20 protein-coding genes are annotated in these 23,887 nt (G+C 58.6%); 11 read left to right on the top strand and 9 right to left on the bottom strand.

Annotated elements, in window-relative coordinates; all coding sequences use genetic code 11:
- The first annotated feature begins 224 nt into the window (after nt 1-224).
- A complete protein-coding gene (cfaB, locus tag QYH43_RS12285) occupies nt 225-1,409 on the top strand; it encodes a C17 cyclopropane fatty acid synthase CfaB (RefSeq protein ID WP_095057908.1) in 1,185 nt (394 codons plus the stop codon).
- On the opposite strand, the gene cls is transcribed toward cfaB, so the two are convergent.
- On the bottom strand, nt 1,406-2,845 hold the full coding sequence (gene cls, locus QYH43_RS12280; RefSeq protein ID WP_095057907.1) for a cardiolipin synthase: 1,440 nt from the start codon (nt 2,843-2,845) through the stop codon (nt 1,406-1,408). The genes cfaB and cls overlap by 4 nt on opposite strands.
- Nucleotides 2,846-2,978: 133 nt before the next feature.
- Here cls and QYH43_RS12275 point away from each other — a divergent pair, with 133 nt between their 5' ends.
- A complete protein-coding gene (locus QYH43_RS12275) occupies nt 2,979-3,500 on the top strand; it encodes a DUF3617 domain-containing protein (RefSeq protein ID WP_095057906.1) in 522 nt (173 codons plus the stop codon).
- Between the two features lie 3 nt (nt 3,501-3,503).
- On the opposite strand, the gene folE2 is transcribed toward QYH43_RS12275, so the two are convergent.
- A complete protein-coding gene (gene folE2 / locus QYH43_RS12270; protein ID WP_095057905.1) occupies nt 3,504-4,400 on the bottom strand; it encodes a GTP cyclohydrolase FolE2 in 897 nt (298 codons plus the stop codon).
- Nucleotides 4,401-4,494: 94 nt separating this feature from the next.
- Here folE2 and zigA point away from each other — a divergent pair, with 94 nt between their 5' ends.
- Nucleotides 4,495-5,700, top strand: a complete 1,206-nt coding sequence (gene zigA, locus QYH43_RS12265) for a zinc metallochaperone GTPase ZigA (RefSeq protein WP_095057904.1) — start codon at nt 4,495-4,497, stop codon at nt 5,698-5,700.
- Here the strand turns inward: zigA and QYH43_RS12260 are convergent, their stop codons facing one another.
- Nucleotides 5,701-6,069 carry an NADH:ubiquinone oxidoreductase gene (locus tag QYH43_RS12260; RefSeq protein ID WP_095057903.1) on the bottom strand — a complete coding sequence of 123 codons (369 nt, stop codon included), beginning with the start codon at nt 6,067-6,069 and terminating at the stop codon, nt 5,701-5,703.
- Between the two features lie 27 nt (nt 6,070-6,096).
- Here QYH43_RS12260 and QYH43_RS12255 point away from each other — a divergent pair, with 27 nt between their 5' ends.
- Nucleotides 6,097-7,068, top strand: a complete 972-nt coding sequence (locus QYH43_RS12255) for a CobW-like GTP-binding protein (RefSeq protein WP_095057902.1) — start codon at nt 6,097-6,099, stop codon at nt 7,066-7,068.
- A gap of 4 nt (nt 7,069-7,072) precedes the next feature.
- Here QYH43_RS12255 and QYH43_RS12250 read toward each other — a convergent pair whose 3' ends face one another.
- A complete protein-coding gene (locus QYH43_RS12250) occupies nt 7,073-7,486 on the bottom strand; it encodes a DUF3301 domain-containing protein (RefSeq protein WP_095057901.1) in 414 nt (137 codons plus the stop codon).
- Between the two features lie 119 nt (nt 7,487-7,605).
- Here QYH43_RS12250 and pdxY point away from each other — a divergent pair, with 119 nt between their 5' ends.
- Nucleotides 7,606-8,478: a pyridoxal kinase PdxY gene (gene pdxY, locus QYH43_RS12245; protein ID WP_095057900.1), complete on the top strand. Its 873-nt coding sequence runs from the start codon at nt 7,606-7,608 to the stop codon at nt 8,476-8,478.
- 70 nt (nt 8,479-8,548) lie between these two features.
- Here pdxY and QYH43_RS12240 read toward each other — a convergent pair whose 3' ends face one another.
- A complete protein-coding gene (locus QYH43_RS12240; protein WP_095057899.1) occupies nt 8,549-9,031 on the bottom strand; it encodes an acyl-CoA thioesterase in 483 nt (160 codons plus the stop codon).
- Nucleotides 9,032-9,317: 286 nt separating this feature from the next.
- Here QYH43_RS12240 and QYH43_RS12235 point away from each other — a divergent pair, with 286 nt between their 5' ends.
- Nucleotides 9,318-11,081: a cation:proton antiporter gene (locus tag QYH43_RS12235; RefSeq protein ID WP_095057898.1), complete on the top strand. Its 1,764-nt coding sequence runs from the start codon at nt 9,318-9,320 to the stop codon at nt 11,079-11,081.
- Nucleotides 11,082-11,099: 18 nt separating this feature from the next.
- Here the strand turns inward: QYH43_RS12235 and QYH43_RS12230 are convergent, their stop codons facing one another.
- The 3 genes from QYH43_RS12230 to uvrD all read right to left on the bottom strand — a co-directional run bounded on the left by QYH43_RS12230 (nt 11,100) and on the right by uvrD (nt 15,000).
- Complete coding sequence (locus QYH43_RS12230) at nt 11,100-11,507, bottom strand: SMI1/KNR4 family protein (RefSeq protein WP_095057897.1); 408 nt, start codon at nt 11,505-11,507, stop codon at nt 11,100-11,102.
- A 138-nt stretch (nt 11,508-11,645) separates the two neighbouring features.
- Complete coding sequence (locus QYH43_RS12225; protein ID WP_095152598.1) at nt 11,646-12,527, bottom strand: TIM44-like domain-containing protein; 882 nt, start codon at nt 12,525-12,527, stop codon at nt 11,646-11,648.
- 289 nt (nt 12,528-12,816) lie between these two features.
- Nucleotides 12,817-15,000 (bottom strand): DNA helicase II, encoded by a 2,184-nt coding sequence (gene uvrD / locus QYH43_RS12220; RefSeq protein ID WP_095057895.1) that lies wholly within the window; start codon nt 14,998-15,000, stop codon nt 12,817-12,819.
- A gap of 256 nt (nt 15,001-15,256) precedes the next feature.
- Here uvrD and QYH43_RS12215 point away from each other — a divergent pair, with 256 nt between their 5' ends.
- The 3 genes from QYH43_RS12215 (at nt 15,257) to QYH43_RS12205 (ending at nt 19,538) form a co-directional block, all read left to right on the top strand.
- A complete protein-coding gene (locus QYH43_RS12215; RefSeq protein WP_301157121.1) occupies nt 15,257-18,130 on the top strand; it encodes an EAL domain-containing protein in 2,874 nt (957 codons plus the stop codon).
- A gap of 134 nt (nt 18,131-18,264) precedes the next feature.
- The gene (gene hexR / locus QYH43_RS12210) at nt 18,265-19,131 is read left to right on the top strand and encodes a transcriptional regulator HexR (RefSeq protein ID WP_007954250.1); all 867 of its coding nucleotides are present in this window, start codon (nt 18,265-18,267) and stop codon (nt 19,129-19,131) included.
- Nucleotides 19,132-19,331: 200 nt separating this feature from the next.
- Nucleotides 19,332-19,538 (top strand): PA3496 family putative envelope integrity protein, encoded by a 207-nt coding sequence (locus QYH43_RS12205; protein ID WP_095057893.1) that lies wholly within the window; start codon nt 19,332-19,334, stop codon nt 19,536-19,538.
- Here the strand turns inward: QYH43_RS12205 and QYH43_RS12200 are convergent.
- A complete protein-coding gene (locus QYH43_RS12200) occupies nt 19,480-20,442 on the bottom strand; it encodes a LysR family transcriptional regulator (RefSeq protein ID WP_095057892.1) in 963 nt (320 codons plus the stop codon). The two genes, QYH43_RS12205 and QYH43_RS12200, sit on opposite strands and share 59 nt — an antisense overlap.
- A gap of 190 nt (nt 20,443-20,632) precedes the next feature.
- On the opposite strand from QYH43_RS12200, the gene QYH43_RS12195 reads away from it, so the two are divergent.
- Both QYH43_RS12195 and oadA read left to right on the top strand, forming a co-directional pair.
- Nucleotides 20,633-22,048, top strand: coding sequence for an acetyl-CoA carboxylase biotin carboxylase subunit (locus QYH43_RS12195; protein ID WP_008045577.1), 1,416 nt, complete (start codon nt 20,633-20,635; stop codon nt 22,046-22,048).
- 11 nt (nt 22,049-22,059) lie between these two features.
- The gene (gene oadA, locus QYH43_RS12190; protein ID WP_095057891.1) at nt 22,060-23,868 is read left to right on the top strand and encodes a sodium-extruding oxaloacetate decarboxylase subunit alpha; all 1,809 of its coding nucleotides are present in this window, start codon (nt 22,060-22,062) and stop codon (nt 23,866-23,868) included.
- Nucleotides 23,869-23,887: the final 19 nt, after the last annotated feature.

Genomic DNA, 23,887 nt, shown 5'->3' with positions numbered 1-23,887 from the left:
TGGCATCCGGGACCGGCGCTAACCCCCACGTTAAAGGCTTATACGCTTTTTAGAACTGTGGCGCCGGTTCGTAGTCATTTGTAATAAGGGCGCACCATTTTGCGTGTTCACGGCGGCTGAATGGGCGTCGTGAATCCATGGGAAACGGCTATTAATTCGATAGCCCGCGATTTTTCCAACATGGTCTACCCTCTGATCAGACGTCTGAAACAAGGGGTATTCCCATGCTCGCGCATCTACCACCGGCCTTACAGAATCTGCAATTACCGCTTCGCTTGCGACTCTGGGACGGCCATGAATTCAATCTGGGGCCGACGCCCAGCGTCACGATTGTGGTCAAGGATCCACAAATGGTCACCCAGTTCACCCATCCCAGCCTGGACTCGCTAGGCGCGGCGTTTGTCGAAGGAAAACTGGAACTCGAAGGTTCCATCAGCGACGTGATCCGCGTCTGTGATGAGTGGAGCCAGGCGTTGCTCGACGAAAATGACGACAACCAGCCCGTGCGTACCCTCCACGACAAAGACACGGACGCCAAGGCGATTTCCTACCATTACGACTTGGGCAATGCCTTTTATCAGCTGTGGCTCGACAGCGACATGGCCTATTCCTGCGCCTACTTCGAGACCGGCAGCGAAACCCTTGAGCAGGCCCAGCAAGCCAAATTCCGTCATCTGTGTCGAAAACTGCGTTTGCAGCCTGGCGAATATTTGCTGGATGTCGGTTGTGGTTGGGGCGGGTTGGCGCGCTTTGCGGCCCGAGAGTTCGGCGCGAAAGTGTTCGGTATTACCCTCAGCAAAGAGCAACTGGCCCTGGCTCGTGAGCGCGTTAAAGCGGAAGGGCTGGAGGACCTGGTCGAGCTGCAATTGCTCGACTATCGCGATCTACCGCAGGACGGTCGTTTCGACAAAGTGGTCAGCGTCGGCATGTTCGAACATGTCGGGCATGCGAACCTGGCGGAGTACTGCAAGACCCTGTTCGGCGCGGTGAAAGAGGGCGGTCTGGTGATGAACCACGGCATCACCGCCAAACATATCGACGGCCGTCCGGTGGGACGCGGTGCCGGTGAATTCATCGAGAAGTATGTGTTCCCCAACGGTGAGCTGCCGCACCTGTCGATGATCTCTGCCGAGATCAGCGACGCCGGGCTGGAAATCGTCGATGTCGAGAGCCTGCGCCTGCACTATGCGCGCACGCTGGACCATTGGAGCGAGCGCCTGGAGGACAACCTCGATGCAGCGTCCAAACTGGTGCCGGGTCAGGCCTTGCGGATCTGGCGTTTGTACCTGGCGGGCTGTGCTTACGCGTTCGCTCGAGGCTGGATCAACCTGCACCAGATTCTCGCGGTGAAAGCCCATGCCGATGGCAGTCATGAACTGCCATGGACACGGGACGACATTTACATTTAGAGGACCGGTGAAATAAGCCGGGCGACCCGCATGCCGAGGTGTTGCAGGCGGTGGGTCTCCCGGCTTTCTCCTTTGGCGATTTCGTGGGCCTGGGCGAAGTCATCGGTGAGCATCCGGTCCACCTCGGCGGCAAACGCGCGGTCAACCGTCAGCAGCATCACTTCGAAGTTCAGCCGGAACGAACGGTTATCCATGTTGGCACTGCCAATGGCGCTGATTTCGCTGTCGATCAATACCACTTTCTGATGCAGGAACCCGGGCTCGTAGCGGAATACCCGCACGCCCGCACTCACCGCTTCAAAGGCATAGAGACTGGAAGCGGCGTAGACCACGTGATGGTCGGCTCGGGAAGGCAGCAGAATCCGCACATCCACACCGCGCAGCACTGCCAATCGCAGTGCCGCGAACACGGCTTCATCGGGGATGAAGTAGGGGGTGGTGATCCACACTCGTTCCGTCGCCGCGTGGATGGCGTCGACGAAGAATAAGGAACAGGTCTCGTAGGCGTCCGCCGGGCCGCTGGCGAGCAATTGGCACAGCACGCCGTCTTCTGGATAAACCTGCGGCAGAATCAGCGGCGGTAACGCACGTGCGGCCCAGAACCAATCTTCGGCAAAGGATTCCTGCATGCAGGCCACCACGGGTCCACGGACCCGCACGTGGGTATCGCGCCAGGGCGCCAGGGGGGGCTTTTCTCCCATGTATTCATCGCCAACGTTGTGCCCGCCGACGAATCCGAGGAAGCCGTCCACAACGACGATCTTGCGATGGTTGCGGAAGTTCACTTGAAAGCGATTGAGCCAGCCGCTGCGGGTGGCGAAGGCTTTGACCTGGACACCGCCATCGCGCAACGCCTGTACATAACTGTGAGGCAGAGAGTGGCTACCGATTCGGTCGTACAACAGATAAATCGCCACGCCTTCGGAAGCTTTCTTGAGCAGCAACTTTTGCAGGCGTTGGCCGAGGCGATCATCGTGGATGATGAAGAACTGTACCAGCACGGCCTGTTTCGCTTGATCGATGGCTTCGAAAATGGCGTCGAAGGTTGCCTGCCCGTTGATCAGCAGTCGCACCTCGTTGTTGGCCAGGCACGGCATATGGCCCAGCTTCGGCATCGCTCTTAATGAGTCGTATGCGGTGGACGCACGGGCGGTGAGCGCCTCCTCTACCCAGGGGCGCCAGTTGAGCTCAGAGATGGCCTTGCGCATTTCCTCGTTGGCTTGGCGCCTTGCCTTGATATAAGCGTCGAAAGAACTGCGACCGAATATCAGATACGGAATGAGCATCAGGTAGGGCATGAAAAAAAGTGACAGCGCCCACGCAATCGAGCCTTGCGCGGTTCGAACGGTCAACACGGCGTGTATCGCGGCGATCATGCCCAGCGTATGCAGCAGGGCGATGGTATAGCCGAAAATATGCGGTCCGAAGTAATCCATGTGGGGCAGCCTTACTCCTGAAGATTCAGTGCCTAACAGACCATGTTCTGTGCAAAATGTCGCTAATTAATTGGCCCATGAACCGAAGCGAGCGGCTGACGTCTAACGGCCACTATTGATCAGGAGTTACTCGATGAACGTTCGTCTGCTGGGTTTGGCCGTGGCGCTTGGTTTGGCACTTCCTGTGGCAGCTCAGGCGCAAATGCTGCAACCGGGTTTATGGGAATTGACCACGAGCAACATGAAGGTCGATGACCAGAACATGCCTGATCTGCAATTGATCCTCGGCCAGATTCAGAACCAACTCACACCTGAGCAACGTGCGCAGTTGGAGAAGCAGGGCATCACCATGGGCGGCAAAGGGATTCGGGCTTGTCTGACCCCCGAGCAGGTCAAGTCCGACGACATTCCGCTGACGGATCCGCAATCGGGTTGCAAACAGGAAATCACCGATCGCACGGGTAACCAGTGGAAGTTCCGCTTCAGCTGCCCGAAAGCCCAAGGGGCCGGTGTCGCCACGTTCCTGAGTGATCGCGAGTTCACCACCAAGGTCAATGGCACGTTCAATGCCACCGGTCTTCAACAGAAGGGCAGCCTCGAATCTCGTGCCGTATGGTTGGGTCAAGATTGCGGCACGGTTAAACCGCGCGCTTAAAAGCTAGAACGTTCCCCAGTTAAAAAGACTCTCGGCAACAGCGTCATGAGCATGAAGGCTTTCCGCGTGGATGACACGAACATGAAAAGCCTTGATGCCTGGGGAACGTTTCAGCGTCAGGTTCAAGCGCCGTGCAGCGTCTTCGCAGAACATCAGGTTCTGCCCATTGGCCAAGGCAAAGGCTTGTTCATCGGCGCGTTTCACCGCGGTTTGAACGGCTGTGCCTAGCGCCGCTTCTGCGTCATTGATGATCGCAATAAACGGTAAATCCTCTAGGTACTCGTCCAGTCTCAAGCGCAATTGCGCCGAGCTACGTTGGCTGTGGGGCGTCGCAATGATGCCCTTGGTCGAGCCCAACCACTGCAAAACATCAGCGTGTTGCAGCGAGCGGTTGGCGAAGTCCTGGACGAATTGCTGCTGAATCAACTGGCGTGAAAGGGCCGCTGAACAAGGGCAGGTTGAGGAATAAAGAAGCTCTGTTTTTAGTTCCACGTGGAACATGTCGTTTTTCAAGCGCGCTTCGATGCTGATTGGATAGCTTTTCCAGCCTTCCAAAGGACTGATCAGCGCTGGCCGTTTCAGCAACAATTCCCCATGTATTTTCAAGTAAGCACTCGCGGACATTCCGGTATGGCTGTCCAGAAAACTGCGCAGCACCCGACGTAATAAATCAGGCGAAAGGGTTTCTCGTTCGAGCAGTTCAAGCGCCAGGTACAGTCGTGACATGTGTATGCCCCGCGCATTTCCATCATCCAGGCTCACGCCTGCGTCGGCTTTTGCACTCAGCCGTTGGCCATCGAATAGAACAGGAAGGGCGATACCGCACATCCCCACCCATTCCAGTGGAAAGGCGTGGGGTGAGGCTTGCGCGGCGATATCCGGCAAAGTCAGCGCATTCATGAGCAGGTCCATCGTAGAAGTTGTTAAGTGTTATAGTATAACAATACAATCGACGATACCTTTTCTTGTGCGAGCTTTCGCGAGGAACATCCTGATGCCAAATCGCCTTCCTGTGACCGTCCTCTCCGGCTTTCTAGGTGCTGGAAAAAGTACACTTCTTAATTACGTACTACGTAATCGTGAAAATCTTCGCGTCGCTGTGATCGTTAATGACATGAGCGAGATCAACATCGATGGCAGTGAAGTCCAACGCGATGTCAGCCTCAATCGTGCCGAAGAAAAACTCGTCGAGATGAGCAATGGCTGCATCTGCTGCACGTTGCGCGAAGACCTGCTGGAGGAAGTCAGCAAGCTCGCCAGGGACGGCCGCTTTGATTACCTGTTGATCGAATCCACAGGTATTTCCGAACCGCTGCCGGTGGCGGAAACCTTCACCTTTCGCGATGAAACCGGGCAGAGCCTCGCCGATATCGCCCGGCTCGATACGATGGTCACGGTCGTCGACGGCATGAATTTTTTGCGCGACTACCAGGCAGCAGAAAGCCTGGCCTCCCGTGGCGAAACACTTGGAGAAGCGGACGAGCGCTCAATTACCGACCTGCTGATCGAACAAATTGAATTCGCCGATGTGATTCTCGTGAGCAAGATCGATCTGATCAGTCGCTGCGAGCGCGAGGAGTTGATCGCCATACTCGAGCGACTCAACGGTCAGGCGGCCATCATTCCGATGGTGATGGGTGAGATTCCCTTGGAGAAAATCCTCAACACCGGCCGCTTCGACTTCGAAAAAGCGGCCCAGGCGCCAGGCTGGTTGCAGGAAATGCGTGGCGAACATGTACCGGAAACCGAAGAGTACGGCATTGCCTCCAGCGTTTACCGTGCGCGTCGACCGTTCCATCCCCAGCGTTTTTTCAGCTTCATCGACGGGGAATGGATCAACGGCAAGTTGCTGCGCTCCAAAGGGTTTTTCTGGTTGGCGAGCAAACACATGGACGCGGGTAGCTGGTCCCAGGCCGGAGGAATGATGCGTTACGGTTTCGCCGGGCGCTGGTGGCGTTTCGTACCGAAGAACCAATGGCCGCAGGACGTGGAAAGTACGGCCGCAATCATGGAGAACTGGAGCGCTGCTGCCGGAGATTGCCGGCAGGAACTGGTCTTCATCGGTCAAAACATCGACTTCGTAAAACTGAATGCCGAGCTTGATAGTTGCCTGCTGACGGAGGATGAAATGGCGCTGGGCGTCGAGGGCTGGAGTGTGTTTGCGGACCCGTTTGGCCCTTGGTATGAAGAGGCCGCCTGATTATCGGTCTGCGCGTTGAGGCGTGAGCCAGGTGCCCTGGCTCTGAGCCTCGCAATAAGGCTTCAAATACGCCGCGTCGCTGGCAACGCCGTAATAGTGAATATCCTGCCGGTAAGGCATATTGGCGACTTGAGCGTTGCTGCAAGCACCGAAGGCGCCACCCGGGCATTGATCGACATATTCCACTGAGACCTTCTGCCCGGGCAGGGTTGGTTGGCAGAAACCATCGGCGAACAGTTTTTCCGGGATATTACGATTTTGCTGGCAGACTTTCACATCAAGGCGTTCAGCCTGACTGTGAACCACGCAGGCCTGGGCCAGTGCTTCACCGCAGGCAAGCGCCCACAGCAACGAAAAAATCCACCGCATCCATTACCTCCTTAGAAAACCTCGACCATGTTGCAGAACATTCCCACGCACGTCATTGCTGGCCCGTTGGGCGCCGGCAAGACCAGCCTGATCAAGCACCTGCTGGCTCAACGGCCGGTCGATGAGCGGTGGGCGGTGTTGATCAACGAGTTCGGCCAGATCGGCCTCGACGCAGCGCTGCTGACCTCGCCGAGCGATGGTATCGCACTGGGCGAAGTGGCCGGCGGTTGCGTGTGTTGTGTCAACGGCGCGCCGTTTCAGATCGGCCTTGGGCGCCTTTTGCGCAAGGCGCAACCGGATCGCCTGTTCATCGAGCCCTCCGGGCTGGGGCATCCGGCGCAATTGCTCAGACAACTGAGCGCGGCGCCGTGGCAAGGGGTGTTGGCCGTTCAGCCCAGCGTGTTGGTGCTGGATGCCCAGGCGCTCGCGGATGGCAAGCCACTGCCTGTGACACAACAGGAGGCGCTGAACGGCGCCGGATTGTTGTTGCTGAACAAGTCTGAGAATCTCGACGAAGAACACCGCACGCAGATTGCCGCTCGACTGCCTGCGCGTCCGATGTATTGGACGCAAAATGCCGTTTTACCCTTGGTTGAGTTGCCGGGTTTGGCCGCTCAGGCCGTGGCAGGTGTGGATAACTTCGTTGCGCCCAAGGGGTTGGCGCAGATGCCTGCGGTTTGGCCTGATCCCGCGTTGCCCATTTGCTTGAGTCAGCAGCAGGACAGCGGCTGGAGCATCGGTTGGCGTTGGCACCCGAGCCAGATATTCGATGCGACGCTGATCGAGTGGTGGCTGTCAGGGCAGGTCTGGCGTCGTGCGAAGCTGGTTATCCACAGTGACGCGGGATGGGTTTCAGCGAATGCAGTGGATAACTCGGCGCTGGATTGGCAGCCCATCGAGTGGCGGCAGGATTCGCGCCTGGAGCTGATTTTCAGTGAGCCGCAGGATGTCGATGTCCTGCAATGCCAGTTGAAGGGGTGCCGTACGACGCCGGGTTAACGGCTCAAGGCCGCCACTTGGTGTGTTCCTGGCGCCACTGGCTCAACTCAATCACTTCGGCTCGAGGCTTCACCACATCAACGACAGCTTCTGTCTCTGCATGCGGCATAGGATAGGGCGCCAATTCGATGTGCGCGCTGTGCGCGCCAAACTGGGTGATGGTGCCGTTGTGGCGGGTTTCGCCGGTCACGGTGAATTCGAAGTTATACACACGCCCCAGACGTCGACGACCGTTGGCGTCTTTGATGAACGCGATTTTTTTCAGAGCCACGTTGCCATCCAGCAACTCGACGCCGAGTTTGCTGCAATGCTGCTTGACCCGCTCCAGCGCCCGCTCGCGCAAGCCGTGGTTGTGCCACAGCCATGCGCCCGCGGTGGCGAACAGCATCAGCACGAAAATATTTCCAAGGGTCAGCATCGACAGGTTGCTCCAACAATAGAGTGTCAGCTTAACTGCGTCGCCGGTCTGTCGTACAGACTGCGTTTAGTCGCATACTGCGCGGCTAGAATTTCAATCGTTTTACGGAAACTCACCGCATGAAACGTACGCCTCATTTGCTCGCTATCCAGTCCCATGTCGTGTTCGGTCACGCCGGCAACAGCGCCGCGGTATTCCCGATGCAGCGGGTCGGTGTGAATGTGTGGCCGCTCAACACCGTGCAGTTCTCCAACCACACCCAGTACGGCCAGTGGACCGGGGACGTGTTGGCACCCCATCAGATTCCTGACCTGGTCGAAGGCATTGCCGCGATTGGCGAGCTGGGCAACTGCGATGCCGTACTCTCCGGTTATCTTGGCAGTGCGGCCCAGGGCCGGGCGATTCTGACGGGTGTGGCGCGGATCAAGGCGATGAATCCCAAGGCGCTGTACTTGTGTGATCCGGTCATGGGCCATCCGGAGAAGGGCTGCAGTGTGCCGGCCGAAGTCAGTGACTTCCTGCTGGAAGAAGCCGCTGCCGTGGCGGACTTCATGTGCCCGAATCAACTGGAACTGGATAGTTTCTCGGGGCGCAAGCCGCAGTCGCTGTTCGATTGCCTGGCGATGGCCCGAGCGCTGTTGGCGCGTGGTCCGAAGGCCGTGTTGGTGAAACATCTGGATTATCCCGGCAAATCCTCGGATGTCTTTGAAATGCTGCTGGTGACGGCTGAAGGCAGCTGGCATCTACAGCGTCCGCTGTTGGCGTTTCCGCGTCAGCCAGTGGGCGTTGGCGACCTGACTTCCGGGTTGTTCCTGGCCCGCGTGCTGTTGGGCGACAGCCTGGTGGCGGCCTTCGAGTTTGCCGCCTCGGCGGTGCACGAAGTACTGCTGGAAACCCAGGCTTGCGCCAGTTACGAGCTTGAACTGGTGCGCGCTCAGGACCGGATTGCCCATCCGCGAGTGCGCTTCGAAGCGACGTCGATCAGTTTGTAATCAGATTTAGGCAAAAAGATCGCAGCCTGCGGTAGCTCCAAGCTGCGGCAGGCTGCGATCTTTTTTTGCTTTAAGCGTCGCCCTTGATCTCTTGATAACGCTTTTCCAGTTCCTGACGAATCTGGCGGCGTTGCTGAGCCTGGATATAGCGGCGCTTGCTCTCGCTGTTGTCCGGTTGCAGCGGCGGTACCTGGGCCGGTTTGCGCTGGTCATCCACCGCGACCATGGTGAAGAAGCAGCTGTTGGTGTGACGCACCGAACGCTCGCGGATGTTCTCCGTCACCACCTTGATGCCCACTTCCATGGAGGTATTACCGGTGTAGTTCACCGAGGCCAGGAAGGTCACCAATTCGCCGACATGGATCGGCTCGCGAAAAATCACCTGGTCCACCGACAGGGTCACCACATAGCGTCCGGCATAACGGCTGGCGCAGGCGTAGGCCACTTCGTCGAGGTATTTGAGCAGGGTGCCACCGTGAACATTGCCAGAGAAATTGGCCATGTCGGGGGTCATCAATACCGTCATCGACAGCTGGGCGTTTCCGGGTTCCATAGCATTCTCACGGGGCAAGGCAACGTTTGAGGGGGGCACCTCTGCGGGTGCCTCAGCGGTTTTTTCAAACCAACAGTTATCGGGACGCCGTGCGCCTGTCCGCCGTCACGCCGAATCGATCTGTTTCCATATATTGCACCGCCTTTCTGCTTCAAGTCGCGGTGTTACCCTGCCAAAAGCCCGGTTTCGAGGGCAATTCCTACGCGGCACGCAGATTTTTACTCGCCTCAGTCAGACCGTTCTTACGGTCGGCTTATGGTCAATGACATCCAGGGAGCGCCACGCCATGCATGCCATCAGTTTTATCCAGGATCTGGCAGTGATCATGTTGATCGCAGGTGTGGTGACCGTGGTGTTTCATCGCCTCAAGCAACCGGTGGTACTGGGTTATATCGTCGCCGGCTTCATCATCGGTCCGCACACCCCCCCTTTCGGGCTGATCCACGACGAAGAGACCATCAAGACCCTGGCGGAACTCGGGGTGATTTTCCTGATGTTCTGCCTGGGCCTGGAATTCAGCCTGCGCAAGCTGTTCAAGGTCGGTGCCACGGCCTTCATCGCCGCGTTCCTGGAAATCGTGCTGATGATCTGGATCGGCTACGAGATCGGTCGCTGGTTCGACTGGAACACCATGGATTCGCTGTTCCTGGGCGCGATCCTGGCGATTTCGTCGACCACCATCATCGTCAAGGCGCTCAATGACCTGAAGCTGAAGAACGAGCGTTTTGCGCAGCTGATTTTTGGTGTGCTGATCGTCGAAGACATCCTGGGCATCGGCATTATCGCTTTGCTGTCGAGTATCGCGGTCAGCGGTACGGTCAGCTCCGGCGAGGTGTTTTCCACCGTCGGCAAGCTCTCGCTGTTCATGATCGTTGCGTTGGTCCTCGGCATTTTGATGGTGCCGCGGTTGCTGGCCTACGTGGCCAAATTCGACAGCAACGAAATGCTCCTGATCACGGTGCTGGGTCTGTGTTTCGGCTTCTGCCTGCTGGTGGTCAAGCTCGAATACAGCATGGTGCTGGGGGCATTCCTGATTGGTGCGATCATGGCCGAGTCGCGACAATTACTGAAGATCGAGCGATTGATCGAACCGGTTCGCGACCTGTTCAGTGCCATTTTCTTTGTGGCGATCGGGCTGATGCTCGATCCGAAGATCCTGCTGCAATACGCCTGGCCGATTGCGGTGATTACGGTAGCCGTGGTGCTCGGCAAGATGTTGTCCTGCGGCCTCGGTGCCTTTATCGCCGGTAACGACGGACGGACCTCGCTGCGCGTCGGGATGGGGCTTTCACAGATTGGCGAGTTTTCTTTCATCATCGCGGCGTTGGGCATGACCTTGCAGGTCACCAGCAACTTTCTGTATCCCGTGGCGGTGGCGGTCTCGGTAATCACCACCTTGCTGACGCCATATCTGATTCGCGCGGCCGATCCATTGTCGATCAAGCTTGCGCACGTCATGCCCGAACGCCTGGGACGGGTCCTGGGAATGTACGGCGAGTGGCTGCGCAGCATTCAGCCGCAGGGAGAGGGCGCCTTGCTGGCGTCGATGATTCGACGGATTTTGCTGCAGGTGGGGGTCAATCTGGCGTTGGTGATTGCGATCTTCTTCTCAGGTGCATTCTTCGCCGAGCGCATGGCTGCTTACGTGCAAGCCTGGATCAGCGACCCGAGCTGGCAAAAAGCACTGATCTGGGGCGGTGCACTGTTGTTGTCGTTGCCATTCCTGATCGCGGCGTATCGCAAGCTCAAGGCGCTGTCGATGTTGCTGGCGGAAATGGGCGTGAAGCCGGAGATGGCCGGGCGCCACACGCAGCGAGTGCGAAGGGTGATCGCCGAAGTGATCCCGATCCTGTCGCTGCTGGTGATCTTCCTGCTGTTGGCAGCCTTGTCGGCCAGTATTCTGCCGACCAACAAGTTGCTGCTGCTGATCGCCATCGTCGCGGCCGCCGTGGCGGCGCTGCTGTGGCGTTGGTTCATTCGCGTGCATACGCGGATGCAGGTGGCGTTGCTGGAAACACTCGACAACCACAAGGAGTCGTCCGGGCATTGACCACCGGCATCGGCTGAATCAGCTTTCCAGCCAGACGTCCCGCGCCCAGTGCCACACCGATTCCCAGGTTTCTTCGGCAATCAGCTCTTCTTCGGCCTGCCAAAGCACCACGGTGCCGTCTTCTTCGACGCAGTAGTAGTCGTCACCGTCCTGGCAGATCGGAATCAGGCTGCGTTCAACGCCGGCATCCCAGGCATTGGCGGCAACGTCCGGCAGATAGGTGTGAGATTGCGGGTCGGTGACGGTCACCGGCTCCAGGCTGCCGTAGACCACGTCGCTGACGGTCAGCAGAAACTCTCTGAAGACGAATGGAATGTCGATGAACAGTTGTTCCTCGATTTCCACCAGCATGTCTTCGTCAGGCAGCTCCAAGGGGACCGGTACCGGTTCGTTGGCTTCACGCAGTTGTTCGATGATTTCTTCCACGTCCGGGATCCTCTTGCTTGAATGGCGCGGTTTATATGGGGCGGTTTATACAGTAGCTTGCTATAGATGCAACCGCGAAATAGAAAACCCCAGCCGAGGCTGGGGTTTTTATTGCAGCAAGTGAAGCGCGGAGGGGGATCAGCCGTTCTGGCGGATACCGGCCACCAGCCAAGGCTGGTTCTCGCCCTGTGCACGTTCCATGTTCCAGCTTTCGCTGAAGGCTTCACCCTGGTCGAAACGTGAAGTTTTCGATACACCGTTGAAGGTCAGGGTAGCGATGGTCTTGTCGGCGCGATCATCCACACCGTCCAGTTGCACATTGAGGTTATCAATGTAGGTGGACTGGAAACCGTCACCCAGGTCGGCACGCTCACGCTTGAGGAACTCGAGCATTTGCGGGGTCACGAACTCGGCAATCTTGTCCATTTCGTTCGCGTCCCAGTGCTGTTGCAGGGACTGGAAGTGATTGCGCGCGGCTTCGATGAAGTTGTGTTCGTTGAACCAGGCCGGAGCGTTGATTACCGGACGAGCGGCGACCGGTGCTGCCGCGCCGCCAAAGATCGAACCGCCAGCCGGCTTCTGTTCGAAAGCTTCACGCTGCATCGGCGGCGCGTAGCCTGCCGGAGCCATTTGTGGCTGCTGCTTGCGGCGACGAGCGGCGATGAAACGGAAGACCAGGAAAGCGATGACCGCCATGATCAGGATGTCGAAGATCTGCATGCCCTGGAAGCCGTCGCCCATGAACATGGACGCCAGCAGGCCACCGGCGGCGATGCCGGCCAGAGGGCCGAGCCAGCGCGAAGCGCCACTGGCCTTGGCAGCGGCGCCAGCGGCACCGGCAGCACCAGCGGTCGCCGCAGCGCCGCCCATGCCTGGAGAAGAAGGAGCCATCTGGCTGGTTTGGTGAGTCGGCGCAGCGCCTGCGCTTTTGCCACCACCGAAGCGCTTGGCGGCATTGACGTCGAGACTCATCGTCAGGCCGATGCACAACGCCATGGCGATGCTAAGAAAACGTTTCATAAAGGGAATTCCCATTTGTGGAAGGCACGCGCGCCATGTTGCACAGGTGAAGTGTTACTGGCTAGCGGCAGAGTGTTTCCGGCTTTTGCCTGACAGGTTGAGTTCAGCTCTGTCGGCGCAAGTGGGCCCGTGTACTTTGGGCTGTAGGACTTGTGATTTAGTTCGGAAGGAAATGATCCCTGTAGGAGCGATCTTGCTCGCGAAAAAACCAAGGGCAGCGCGTTCATTTAGAAAAACGCGCCATCGTTGACGACCTTCGCGAGCAAGCTCGCTCCTACAGAAAGTCTTGTTATATGGCTTCCAGCTTGGCGTAACCCAGCATCAACCACTTGCTTCCTTCGCTGAAGTTCACCTGTACCCGCGCCTGAGCGCCGGCACCTTCGAAGTTCAGGATCACGCCATCGCCAAACACCGAATGCCGTACAGTCTGGCCCAGGCTGAAACCTGTATCCGGAATGGCACTGCCGCCGAACAGGTTGCCGCCACTCATCGACTGGTTGCCACTGAACGGACGACTGACGCTATTGGAAAGCCTTACTTCCTGAATCAGACCTTTCGGCACTTCGCGTACGAAGCGTGAGACCTTGTTGTAGGTTTCACTGCCGTACAGGCGTCTGGTTTCAGCATAAGTCATCACCAGGTTCTGCATGGCCCGGGTAATGCCGACGTAGGCCAAGCGACGTTCCTCTTCAAGACGGCCGGGTTCTTCCAGGCTCATCTTGTGCGGGAACAGGCCTTCTTCCATGCCGACGAGGAACACGTAGGGGAATTCCAGGCCTTTGGCGCTGTGCAGGGTCATCAACTGAATGCTGTCTTCGTGCTCGTCGGCCTGGGTATCACCGGCCTCCAGCGACGCATGACCGAGGAACGCCGCCAGTGGCGTCAGGTCTTCGTCCTCTTCGCTGTTCTCAAAGTTGCGCGCGGCGCTGACCAGTTCCTCAAGGTTTTCTACCCGGGCCTGGCCTTTCTCGCCTTTTTCCGCTTCGTGGTAGGCAATCAGGCCAGACTGCTCGATGACCGTCTGGGTCATCAGGTGCAGCGGCATGTCCATGCACTTGGCGGCGAGGTTTTCGATCAGCTCGATAAAGGCGCCCAGGGCACCCGCTGCACGACCGGTCAGGCCCTTATTGGCCACCAGCAAGCGCATCGCTTCCCACATCGACACATCGCTATGACGGGCATGATCGCGAATAGCCTCGACGGTTTTTTCGCCAATGCCACGGGCTGGCACGTTGATCACTCGCTCAAGCGCGGCATCGTTGCCCCGGCCTTCGAGCAGGCGCATATAGGCCATGGCGTTTTTGATTTCCGCCCGTTCGAAGAAGCGCTGACCGCCATAAATGCGGTACGGAATGCGCTCGCGCAGCAAGGCTTCTTCCAAAACGCGCGATTGGGCGTTGGAGCGGTACAAAATCGCGATATCGCTACGGGAAAGTCCGGTTTTCAGCGCACTTTCGATGGTTTCGACAACGTAACGAGCTTCGTCGTGTTCATTGAACGCGGCGTACAGGTTGATCGCTTCGCCGTCGCCGCCATCGGTCCACAGTTCTTTGCCCATGCGGCCAGTGTTGTTGGCGATCAGGGCGTTGGCGGCTTTGAGAATGCCGGCCGTAGAGCGGTAGTTCTGCTCCAGACGAATGGTCTCGGCATCCGGGAAGTCGTCGGAATACTGGTAGATGTTCTCGATTTTCGCGCCACGCCAGCCGTAGATCGACTGATCGTCGTCGCCGACCACCATGAGGCTGTCGCCACCTTTGGCCAGCAGGCGCAACCAGGCGTACTGCACGGCGTTGGTGTCCTGGAACTCGTCGACCAGAATGTGCCGGAAGCGTTTCTGATAGTGCGCCAGCAGGCCTGGGTGATCGCGCCACAGGTCGAGGGCGCGCAGCAGCAATTCGGAGAAATCGATGACGCCCGCACGCAGGCACGCGGCCTCGTAGGCTTCATAGATGCTGCGCATGGTGGCCAGGAACAGATCGCCGCTGGCTTGAATGTGTTGCGGGCGCAGACCTTCGTCTTTCTGCCCGTTGATGAACCATTGGGCCTGTCGGGCCGGCCAGCGTTGCTCGTCCAGACCCAGTTCGCGGATCACCCGCTTGACCAGGCGTTGTTGGTCGTCGCTGTCAAGAATCTGGAAGGTCTGGCTCAGGCCGGCTTCCTGCCAGTGCGCCCGCAGCAAGCGGTGCGCCAGGCCGTGGAAGGTGCCGACCCACATGCCGGCCGGGTTGATACCCATCAACTGCTCGATGCGATGACGCATCTCGGCAGCGGCCTTGTTGGTGAAGGTCACCGACAGGATGGAGTGGGGCGAGGCGTTTTCGACCTGGATCAACCAGGCGATACGGTGCACCAGCACTCGGGTTTTACCGGAACCAGCACCGGCCAGGACCAACTGACGACCCACGGAGGCAGCTACGGCCTGGCGTTGGGCATCGTTGAGGGAGTTCAGCAGAAGGGAGAGATCATCGCGCATCGGGGCATTCTAGGGGGCGGCGACACACCGGGCAAACTTCGCTTCGCTTTTGCCGATGAAAGATCGTTCGGGACGACCGGTCAGTCATTGGCCGCAAGCGTTGACGGGACACGCTCATGGTCTTTTCAGGGGGATCGGGGGGCGAGAATTTTGGCGAATTATTGATCAGATGCAGTTTGGTCCAGGCCCCTGCTTGTGTATGCTCCGTCGACGTTTCGGGCCCATGCTCATCATTATAAGAACAAGAACATTGCCTATGACCCTCAGCTCCGACCTGTCGGGCCCCACTGTGGAGCCCCGGGTTATCCGCAAACAGTACGTCCTGGAAATGGCGGTCGAACGCACGCGCCTGCTGTATCAGGGTTCCTTGTTGCCCACTTTGTTCATGCTGATCAATGGCCTGGTGTGTGCCGGATTGCTCTGGAGCCCGCAGCGCTATTTTCTGCTCAGTGTGTGGTTGATCTGGTTGTTGTCGCTGGTGGCCCTGCGGGTCATTCAGGTCGCCGCTTTTGACTCGGCCATTCCTCACCGTCAGGCCAATCCAATCTGGCGTCGCATGTTCTTGCTCGGTTCGGGCCTGACCGGGCTGACCCTGGCCGGCGCCGGTATCGCCCTGGTACCGGCCGATAACTTCATCCAGCAAGCCTGGGTGTTCGGCCTGATCGGTGCCGCAGCGCTCTCGGCCAGCGTGGCCTACGCGGTCAGCTTGCCGGCCTTCCTGTCCTTTGTCTTGCCCTGCCTGTTGCCGGCCATTGCCTATATGTTTTGGGGCGGTGACGAACAACAGCACGGCTGGGGATGGTTTGGCCTGATCCTGCTCGGCGCGTTGAGCGTAGTGGCCTGGCAAGTCAATCGGGTGATCGATCGTGGACTGTTACGGCGTTTTCAGAACCAGGCGCTGATCGAGCATTTGCAGCAGGCTCAAAACGACAGCGACCAGCTCAATCAGAAGCTGGCCCAGGAAATCGACCAGCGCCGACGGGCCGAGGATGAACTGCGGCAGATTCAGATCGAACTGGAAAGCCGTGTTGCCCAGCGCAGCCTGGAGCTGGACGCGGCCAATCAGGCCTTGAGCAAAAGTGAGGCGCGTCTGGCACTGGCCTTGAAAGCCAGCGAACTCGGGTTGTGGGACTGGAACCTGCAAACCGACGAAGTGCATCACACGCAGATTCAAGAGTTGTTTGGGCTCGAGCCCGATCACGTGACCGCGATGCTACGCCACCTCAAGCCGCGCTTGCACCCCGACGACCTTCCGGCCCTGCGGCGAGCACTGGTCGAGCATTTGAAGGGGCGCAGCGAGGATTATCAGGTCGAGTACCGTGTGCGCCATGGCGCGGGTCATTGGGTCTGGATCGAGGACCGAGGGCGAGCGGTCGAGCGCAGCGCAAACGGCCGGGTGATCCGCATGGTCGGGACGCGCCGCGACATCAGCGTCAGCAAGGCCATGGAAGAGCAGCAGCAACTGGCAGCGACAGTGTTTGAAGCAGCCAGCGAAGGCATCGTGATTTTCGACCCCCAATACGCGTTGCTCGCGGTCAACCAGGCCTTTAGTCAGGTGACCGGTTACGACATCGAAGAGATTCTTGGGCGCAACGTGGTCGAGTTGCCGTGCAGCCGCGACGCACGCCGTCATTACGCAACCATCCATCAGGCGCTGGAGCAGCATGGCAGTTGGCAGGGAGAGCTCGTAGAGACCCGTAAAAACGGTGAAATGTATCCACAATGGCTGCAGCTGAATATGGTTCGCGATCCTCGGGGAAGGGTCAGTCATATTGTCGGCTTCTTTGCTGATCTCTCCGCAAGGCGCGAATCTGAAGAGCGCATGCGATACCTGACCCATTACGACGAACTCACCGGGCTGGCGAACCGGTCGCTGTTCCGTGAACGGCTCAGCGAGGCGCATCAACGGGTGCGCCAGGGCGGTTATCGCAGTTTGGCGTTGCTGCATATCAATCTGGACCGCTTCAAGTTGCTCAATGACAGCCTGGGCCATGAAATCGCCGACCAGTTGTTACAGAAGATGGCCCGTCGCCTGGTCAACGCGCTGCCGGAGGCCGACACCATCGCTCGGCTGTCGGGCGATGAGTTCGCCGTGCTGTTCAACTCTTACGGCAACCTCTCGAGCCTGGCGCGGGTGGCGACACGATTGGCAACCAAACTGCGGGTACCGATCGCGGTCAATGGGCATGAGTTGGTGATCAGTGCCTCCATGGGCATCAGTCTGCTTCCAGACAACGCCCGGGAAATTTCGGCACTGGTCAATCAATCGAACATGGCCATGCAACATGCCAAACATTTGGGCGGTAACAATTTCCAGTTCTATACCGACAGCTTGCAGGCCAGCACGATGGAGCGTTTGAATCTGGAAAACCAGCTGCGTAAAGCCATCGAGGAGCAGCAGCTCAAGGTGTTTTACCAACCGAAACTGTGCCTGGCCACGGGGCGGCTGAATGCTGCCGAAGCACTGGTGCGCTGGGATCATCCGACCATGGGGCGCGTGCCGCCAGGGGACTTTATCGGGCTGGCCGAAGAAACCGGGTTGATTGGTCCGATCGGCGAATTTGTGTTGCGCCAGGCCTGCTGGCAAGCCTGCGAGTGGCAGCGCCAAGGGCTTGAGCCGATTCGGGTGTCAGTCAATTTGTCGGTGTATCAGTTACGCCAAGGCAAGCTGGTCAGTCTGGTGCGGCAGGTGCTGGAAGAAACCGGGCTGGCGCCGCACTTGTTGGAGCTGGAACTGACCGAAAGCCAGTTGCTGGACAACGTCGAGCACATCATCGCGACGTTCCAGCAGTTACGTGATCTTGGGGTGAAACTGGCGATCGATGATTTTGGCACCGGTTACTCGTCCTTGAGCTACCTCAAGCGCATTCCAGTGGATTACGTGAAGATCGATCAGGCGTTTATCCGCGGACTGGGGGAGGGCACAGCAGATTCGGCGATCACCCGCGCGATCATCGCCATGGCGCATGGCTTGTCATTGAAGGTGGTGGCTGAAGGCGTGGAGCGAGAGGAGCAGCTCGAGTTTCTGAGGAAAGAGCGCTGCGATGAGGTTCAGGGGTATTTGATCAGTCGGCCGGTCGAAGCGAGGGATCTGGCCGTGCTGCTAGATATGAGTGAAAAGGCCCTGTAGGGCTACATGGAGTGTACGACGCGTGAAATGGGGACATCGAGTTACGCATTGAGCAGGCAAAAAGCCGATTCATGTAGTATAACTACAAGCGTGCTACATCCCCGGCGCCTGCCAATAACAAAGAGTCCAGCCCTTTGAATCTGCTGCAACACATCGCCCAGTCTCGCCACCTGTTACGCAAGTCGGAGCTCAAGGTCGCTGACCACGTGCTGCTCGATCCTGCGGCCGTGATGCACAGTTCCATGGCCGACCTGGCCCACAGCGTGGGTATCAGTGAACCGACCATCGTGCGTTTTTGCCGTGCCATCGGTTGTTCCGGGTTTCAGGATCTGAAGCTGAAGCTCGCCCAGAGCCTGGCAGCGGGTGCGAGTTTCGGGCAGTTCGCGATCCACGAAGACGATTCGGTCGCCGACTACAGCCTGAAAATCTTCGACACCACCCTGCATACACTGATGGAGGTTCGCGAGAAGCTCGATCCGCTGGAATTGCAGCGAGCCGTGACGTTGATGTCCCAGGCTCAGCGTGTCGAGTTCTACGGTTTCGGCGCTTCCGGCGCGGTAGCGGCAGACGCCCAGCACAAATTTTTCCGGTTGCTGCTGACGGCGGCGGCGTATTCCGACCCGCACATGCAGGCGATGTCGGCGGTGACGTTGAAGCCGACCGACGTGGCGATCTGCATTTCCCAGTCCGGACGTTCCAAGGATTTGCTGATCACCGCTAACCTGGTGCGCGAAAGCGGCGCTTCGTTGATCACGCTATGCCCGAGCCAGACACCGTTGGCCGAGCTGTCCACCGTCAACCTGGCGATCGACGTGCATGAAGACACCGAAATCTATACGCCGCTGACGTCGCGTATCGCCCACCTTGTGGTGATCGATGTGCTGGCGATGGGCGTCGCCATGGCGCGTGGCCCGAGCCTGGTCAACCACCTCAAGAGCGTGAAGCGCAGTCTGCGCAGCTTGCGGTTGTCGCCCAAGTCGGTGAAAGCGCTGGACGACTGACGTCGTCGTAAGGTCGTTCCGACCTTAATCGCGAGCAGGCTCGCTCCCACCTTTGACCCGATCTCCTGTGGGAGCGAGCCTGCTCGCGATGGCGTCCTCGAATACGCAGCAATTTTCATCAGCCTGTAACACCCAAGCCGCCAAACCGTCATCCCCCACGCCTATCTTGAAACTCCCGTACTCGCCTTGGGAGACTCGAAATGGCCCCTTACGAAGAACGCAACAGCGCTGTCAAAACCCGTCGTCAGCAAGAAGATCAGCGCCGCATGGAATTTCGCCGCGCCATCGAAGATCGCTGTGAACGCCGCCAGCTGTTGGCCGAAATTGGTGACTTTCCTGAATTGGAACTCAATTTCTGGCAGGCATCGCCCTCGACTTCCCGTCGAAACGCTCAACCAGCGCGCTGATCTGAATTCGTTCGCTACGAATAAACGCAAGGAAGGCGTGAGCCACGGGTGACAGGCGTTTTGCCTTGGCCTGCACCAGACACCAACTGCGCATTAACGGAAGCTCTTCGACCGGTAATTCGATCAGTCCGCCGGTTGCCAACTCAAGGTTCAGGGCGTGGCGCGTCAACAGCGCAACGCCCAGGCCTGCCAACACACACTCGCGCTGGGCTTCGGCCGATGAGACTTCCTGAGTCTGGTTGAAGTGCACACGTTTCTCTTTGAAGTATTCTTCGCAGGCGAGCCGCGTCCCGGAACCGGGTTCGCGCAGCAGCAATGTGTAGGGCTCCAGATCCTGCAAGCGCAACGGTCCCAGATGACACAGTGGATGATTCGGAGGCGCCACGGCGACGATCGGATTATTGAGGAAGGGCAAGAATTCCAGCCCCATGTCCTGCGGCACCATGGACATGATCACCAGGTCGTCGCGATTGTCCGACAGGCGTCGAATGACTTGGCCGCGATTGACTACAGTCAGTTGCAGGTTCACTTCCGGGTGCTGGCGTTTGAATGCGGCAAACAGGTGCGGCACGAAATACTTGGCGCTGGATTCCACCGCCAGTTTCAATTGCCCCTGCAACGAGCCCTGCATGTCCGACAGCTGCATGTCGAGGTTTTCCAGGCGCCCGAAAATGTCCCGACTGGCCCGCTGTAACGCTTCAGCGGCTTCGGTCATGTAAAGCTTTTTGCCGACGTAATCGAACAATGGCTGACCGACCAGCTCCTCAAGTTGACGAATCTGTAGGCTGACGGCAGGTTGTGTGAGTGACATTTCGTCGGCTGCGCGGCTGTAGGAACGTAAATCGCAGACCTCGTTGAAAATCTGCAATTGACGCAATGTCAGGCGCATCAATGACTTACGCATTATGTAGGCGCTCGCGTCGCTGGGGATGCCTCAACTATAAGTCTTTACTTATGCATGACCCAATAATTATTCATTTTTGTTAATCCCTTGTGCACGCTAGTGTGGACCTGCGACTAAATTGAAACATTTGGTCACGCGTCGACCTGGGTCTAGCAGGTCGTGGGTACCACCGGCTCAAGGGAAACTCCAAGTGATAACAAAGATCCTGATCGCCAACCGTGGTGAGATTGCCGTACGAATCGTACGTGCCTGTGCCGAAATGGGCATTCGCTCGGTCGCGATCTACTCCGACGCCGACCGTCATGCTTTGCACGTTAAACGTGCAGATGAGGCCCACAGCATTGGTGCCGAGCCGCTGGCTGGCTACCTGAACCCGCGCAAGCTGGTGAACCTGGCGGTGGAAACCGGTTGCGACGCACTTCACCCAGGCTACGGCTTCCTTTCGGAAAACGCCGAACTGGCGGAAATCTGCGCCGAACGCGGGATCAAATTCATCGGTCCATCGGCTGAAGTGATTCGCCGCATGGGCGACAAGACTGAAGCTCGCCGCAGCATGATCAAGGCCGGCGTGCCGGTCACTCCAGGCACCGAAGGCAACGTGTCGGGCATCGAAGAAGCCCTGACCGAAGGCGATCGCATCGGTTACCCGGTGATGCTCAAGGCCACCTCCGGTGGTGGCGGTCGCGGCATTCGTCGCTGCAACAGCCGTGAAGAACTCGAACAAGCATTCCCGCGCGTCATTTCCGAAGCCACCAAGGCCTTCGGTTCGGCGGAAGTGTTCCTGGAAAAGTGCATCGTCAATCCGAAGCACATCGAAGCGCAGATCCTCGGCGACAGCTTTGGCAACGTGGTTCACCTGTTCGAGCGTGACTGCTCGATCCAGCGCCGCAACCAGAAGCTGATCGAAATCGCCCCGAGCCCGCAACTGACCCCGGAACAGCGCGCCTACATTGGTGACCTGTCGGTGCGTGCAGCCAAGGCCGTGGGTTACGAGAACGCCGGCACCGTGGAGTTCCTGCTCGCCGAGGGCGAGGTGTACTTCATGGAAATGAACACCCGGGTGCAGGTGGAACACACCATCACCGAAGAAATCACTGGCATCGACATTGTCCGCGAGCAGATTCGCATTGCCTCCGGCCTGCCGCTTTCGGTGAAACAGGAAGACATCCACCACCGTGGTTTCGCCCTGCAATTCCGGATCAACGCCGAAGACCCGAAGAACAACTTCCTGCCGAGCTTCGGCAAGATCACCCGTTATTACGCACCCGGCGGCCCCGGTGTGCGCACCGACACAGCGATCTATACCGGCTACACCATTCCGCCGTACTACGACTCGATGTGCCTGAAACTGGTGGTGTGGGCGCTGACCTGGGAAGAGGCGATGGACCGTGGCTTGCGCGCCCTCGACGACATGCGTCTGCAAGGGGTCAAGACCACCGCCGCGTACTACCAGGAAATCCTGCGCAACCCGGAATTCCGTAGCGGCCAGTTCAACACCAGCTTCGTTGAAAGCCACCCTGAACTGACCAACTACTCGATCAAGCGCAAACCCGAAGAGCTGGCCCTGGCCATCGCCGCCGCCATCGCCGCCCACGCAGGCCTGTGAGGAATAGAATAATGAGCAAGCAAATCCACGTTACCGACACAATCCTGCGCGACGCCCACCAATCGCTGCTCGCGACCCGCATGCGCACCGAAGACATGCTGCCGATCTGCGACAAGCTCGACAAAGTCGGCTACTGGTCGCTGGAATGCTGGGGCGGCGCAACGTTCGACGCCTGTGTACGTTTCCTCAAAGAAGATCCGTGGGAGCGTCTGCGCCAGCTGCGCGCCGCGCTGCCTAACACTCGCCTGCAAATGCTGTTGCGCGGTCAGAACCTGTTGGGCTACCGCCACTACAGCGACGACGTGGTCAAGGCCTTCGTCGCCAAGGCAGCTGTCAACGGCATCGACGTGTTCCGCATCTTCGACGCCATGAACGACGTGCGTAACCTGCGCGTGGCCATCGAAGCCGTGAAAGCCGCCGGCAAACACGCCCAAGGCACCATCGCCTACACCACCAGTCCGGTGCACACCATAGAGGCCTTCGTAAACCAGGCCAAGCAAATGGAAGCCATGGGTTGCGACTCGGTGGCGATCAAGGACATGGCTGGACTGCTGACCCCGTACGCCACCGGCGAGTTGGTCAAGGCTCTAAAAAGCGAGCAATCGCTGCCCGTGTTCATCCACTCGCACGACACCGCTGGCCTGGCCGCGATGTGCCAGATGAAGGCCATCGAAAACGGTGCCGATCACATCGATACCGCGATCTCCAGCTTCGCTTGGGGCACCAGCCACCCGGGCACCGAATCGATGGTCGCCGCCCTTAAAGGCAGCGAGTTCGACACCGGCCTGAACCTGGAGCTGTTGCAAGAGATCGGCCTGTACTTCTACGCCGTGCGCAAGAAGTACCACCAGTTCGAAAGCGAATTCACTGCCGTCGACACCCGTGTTCAAGTCAACCAGGTGCCGGGCGGGATGATTTCCAACCTGGCCAACCAGTTGAAAGAGCAGGGCGCACTGAACCGCATGAGCGAAGTGCTGGCTGAAATCCCGCGTGTTCGTGAAGACCTCGGTTTCCCTCCTTTGGTGACCCCGACTTCGCAAATCGTTGGTACCCAGGCGTTCTTCAACGTTCTGGCCGGCGAGCGCTACAAGACCATCACCAACGAAGTGAAGCTGTACCTGCAAGGCGGCTACGGCAAAGCGCCGGGCATCGTGAACGAACAACTGCGTCGCCAGGCCATCGGCAGCGAAGAAGTGATCGACGTTCGCCCAGCCGATCTGCTCAAGCCGGAAATGGCCAAGCTGCGTGCCGACATCGGCGCTCTGGCCAAGTCTGAAGAAGACGTGCTGACCTTCGCCATGTTCCCGGACATCGGTCGCAAGTTCCTCGAAGAACGCGCGGCTGGAACCCTGACACCTGAAGTGCTGCTGCCGATTCCGGAAGCCGGCAAGGTGGCTTCGGCGGGCGGCGAAGGCGTGCCGACCGAGTTCGTCATCGACGTTCACGGCGAAACCTACCGCGTCGACATCACCGGTGTGGGCGTCAAGGCCGAAGGCAAGCGTCACTTCTATCTGTCCATCGACGGCATGCCGGAAGAAGTGGTGTTCGAACCGCTCAACGAATTCGTCGGTGGTGGTGGCAGCAAGCGCAAGCAAGCCACTGCACCGGGCCACGTCAGCACCACCATGCCGGGCAACATCGTTGATGTGCTGGTCAAGGAAGGCGACACCGTCAAGGCTGGCCAGGCTGTGCTGATCACCGAAGCGATGAAGATGGAAACCGAAGTCCAGGCTGCCATCGCCGGTAAAGTCACCGCCATTCATGTGGCCAAGGGCGACCGGGTCAACCCGGGCGAAATCCTGATCGAGATCGAAGGCTGATTTAACAGCCTCGATACAA

It is taken from the genome of Pseudomonas sp. C32 (assembly GCF_030417915.1).
GTDB lineage: Bacteria > Pseudomonadota > Gammaproteobacteria > Pseudomonadales > Pseudomonadaceae > Aquipseudomonas.
The sequence above is the reverse complement of the archived record's forward strand: the minus strand, read 5'-3'. Positions and strand labels throughout refer to the sequence as shown.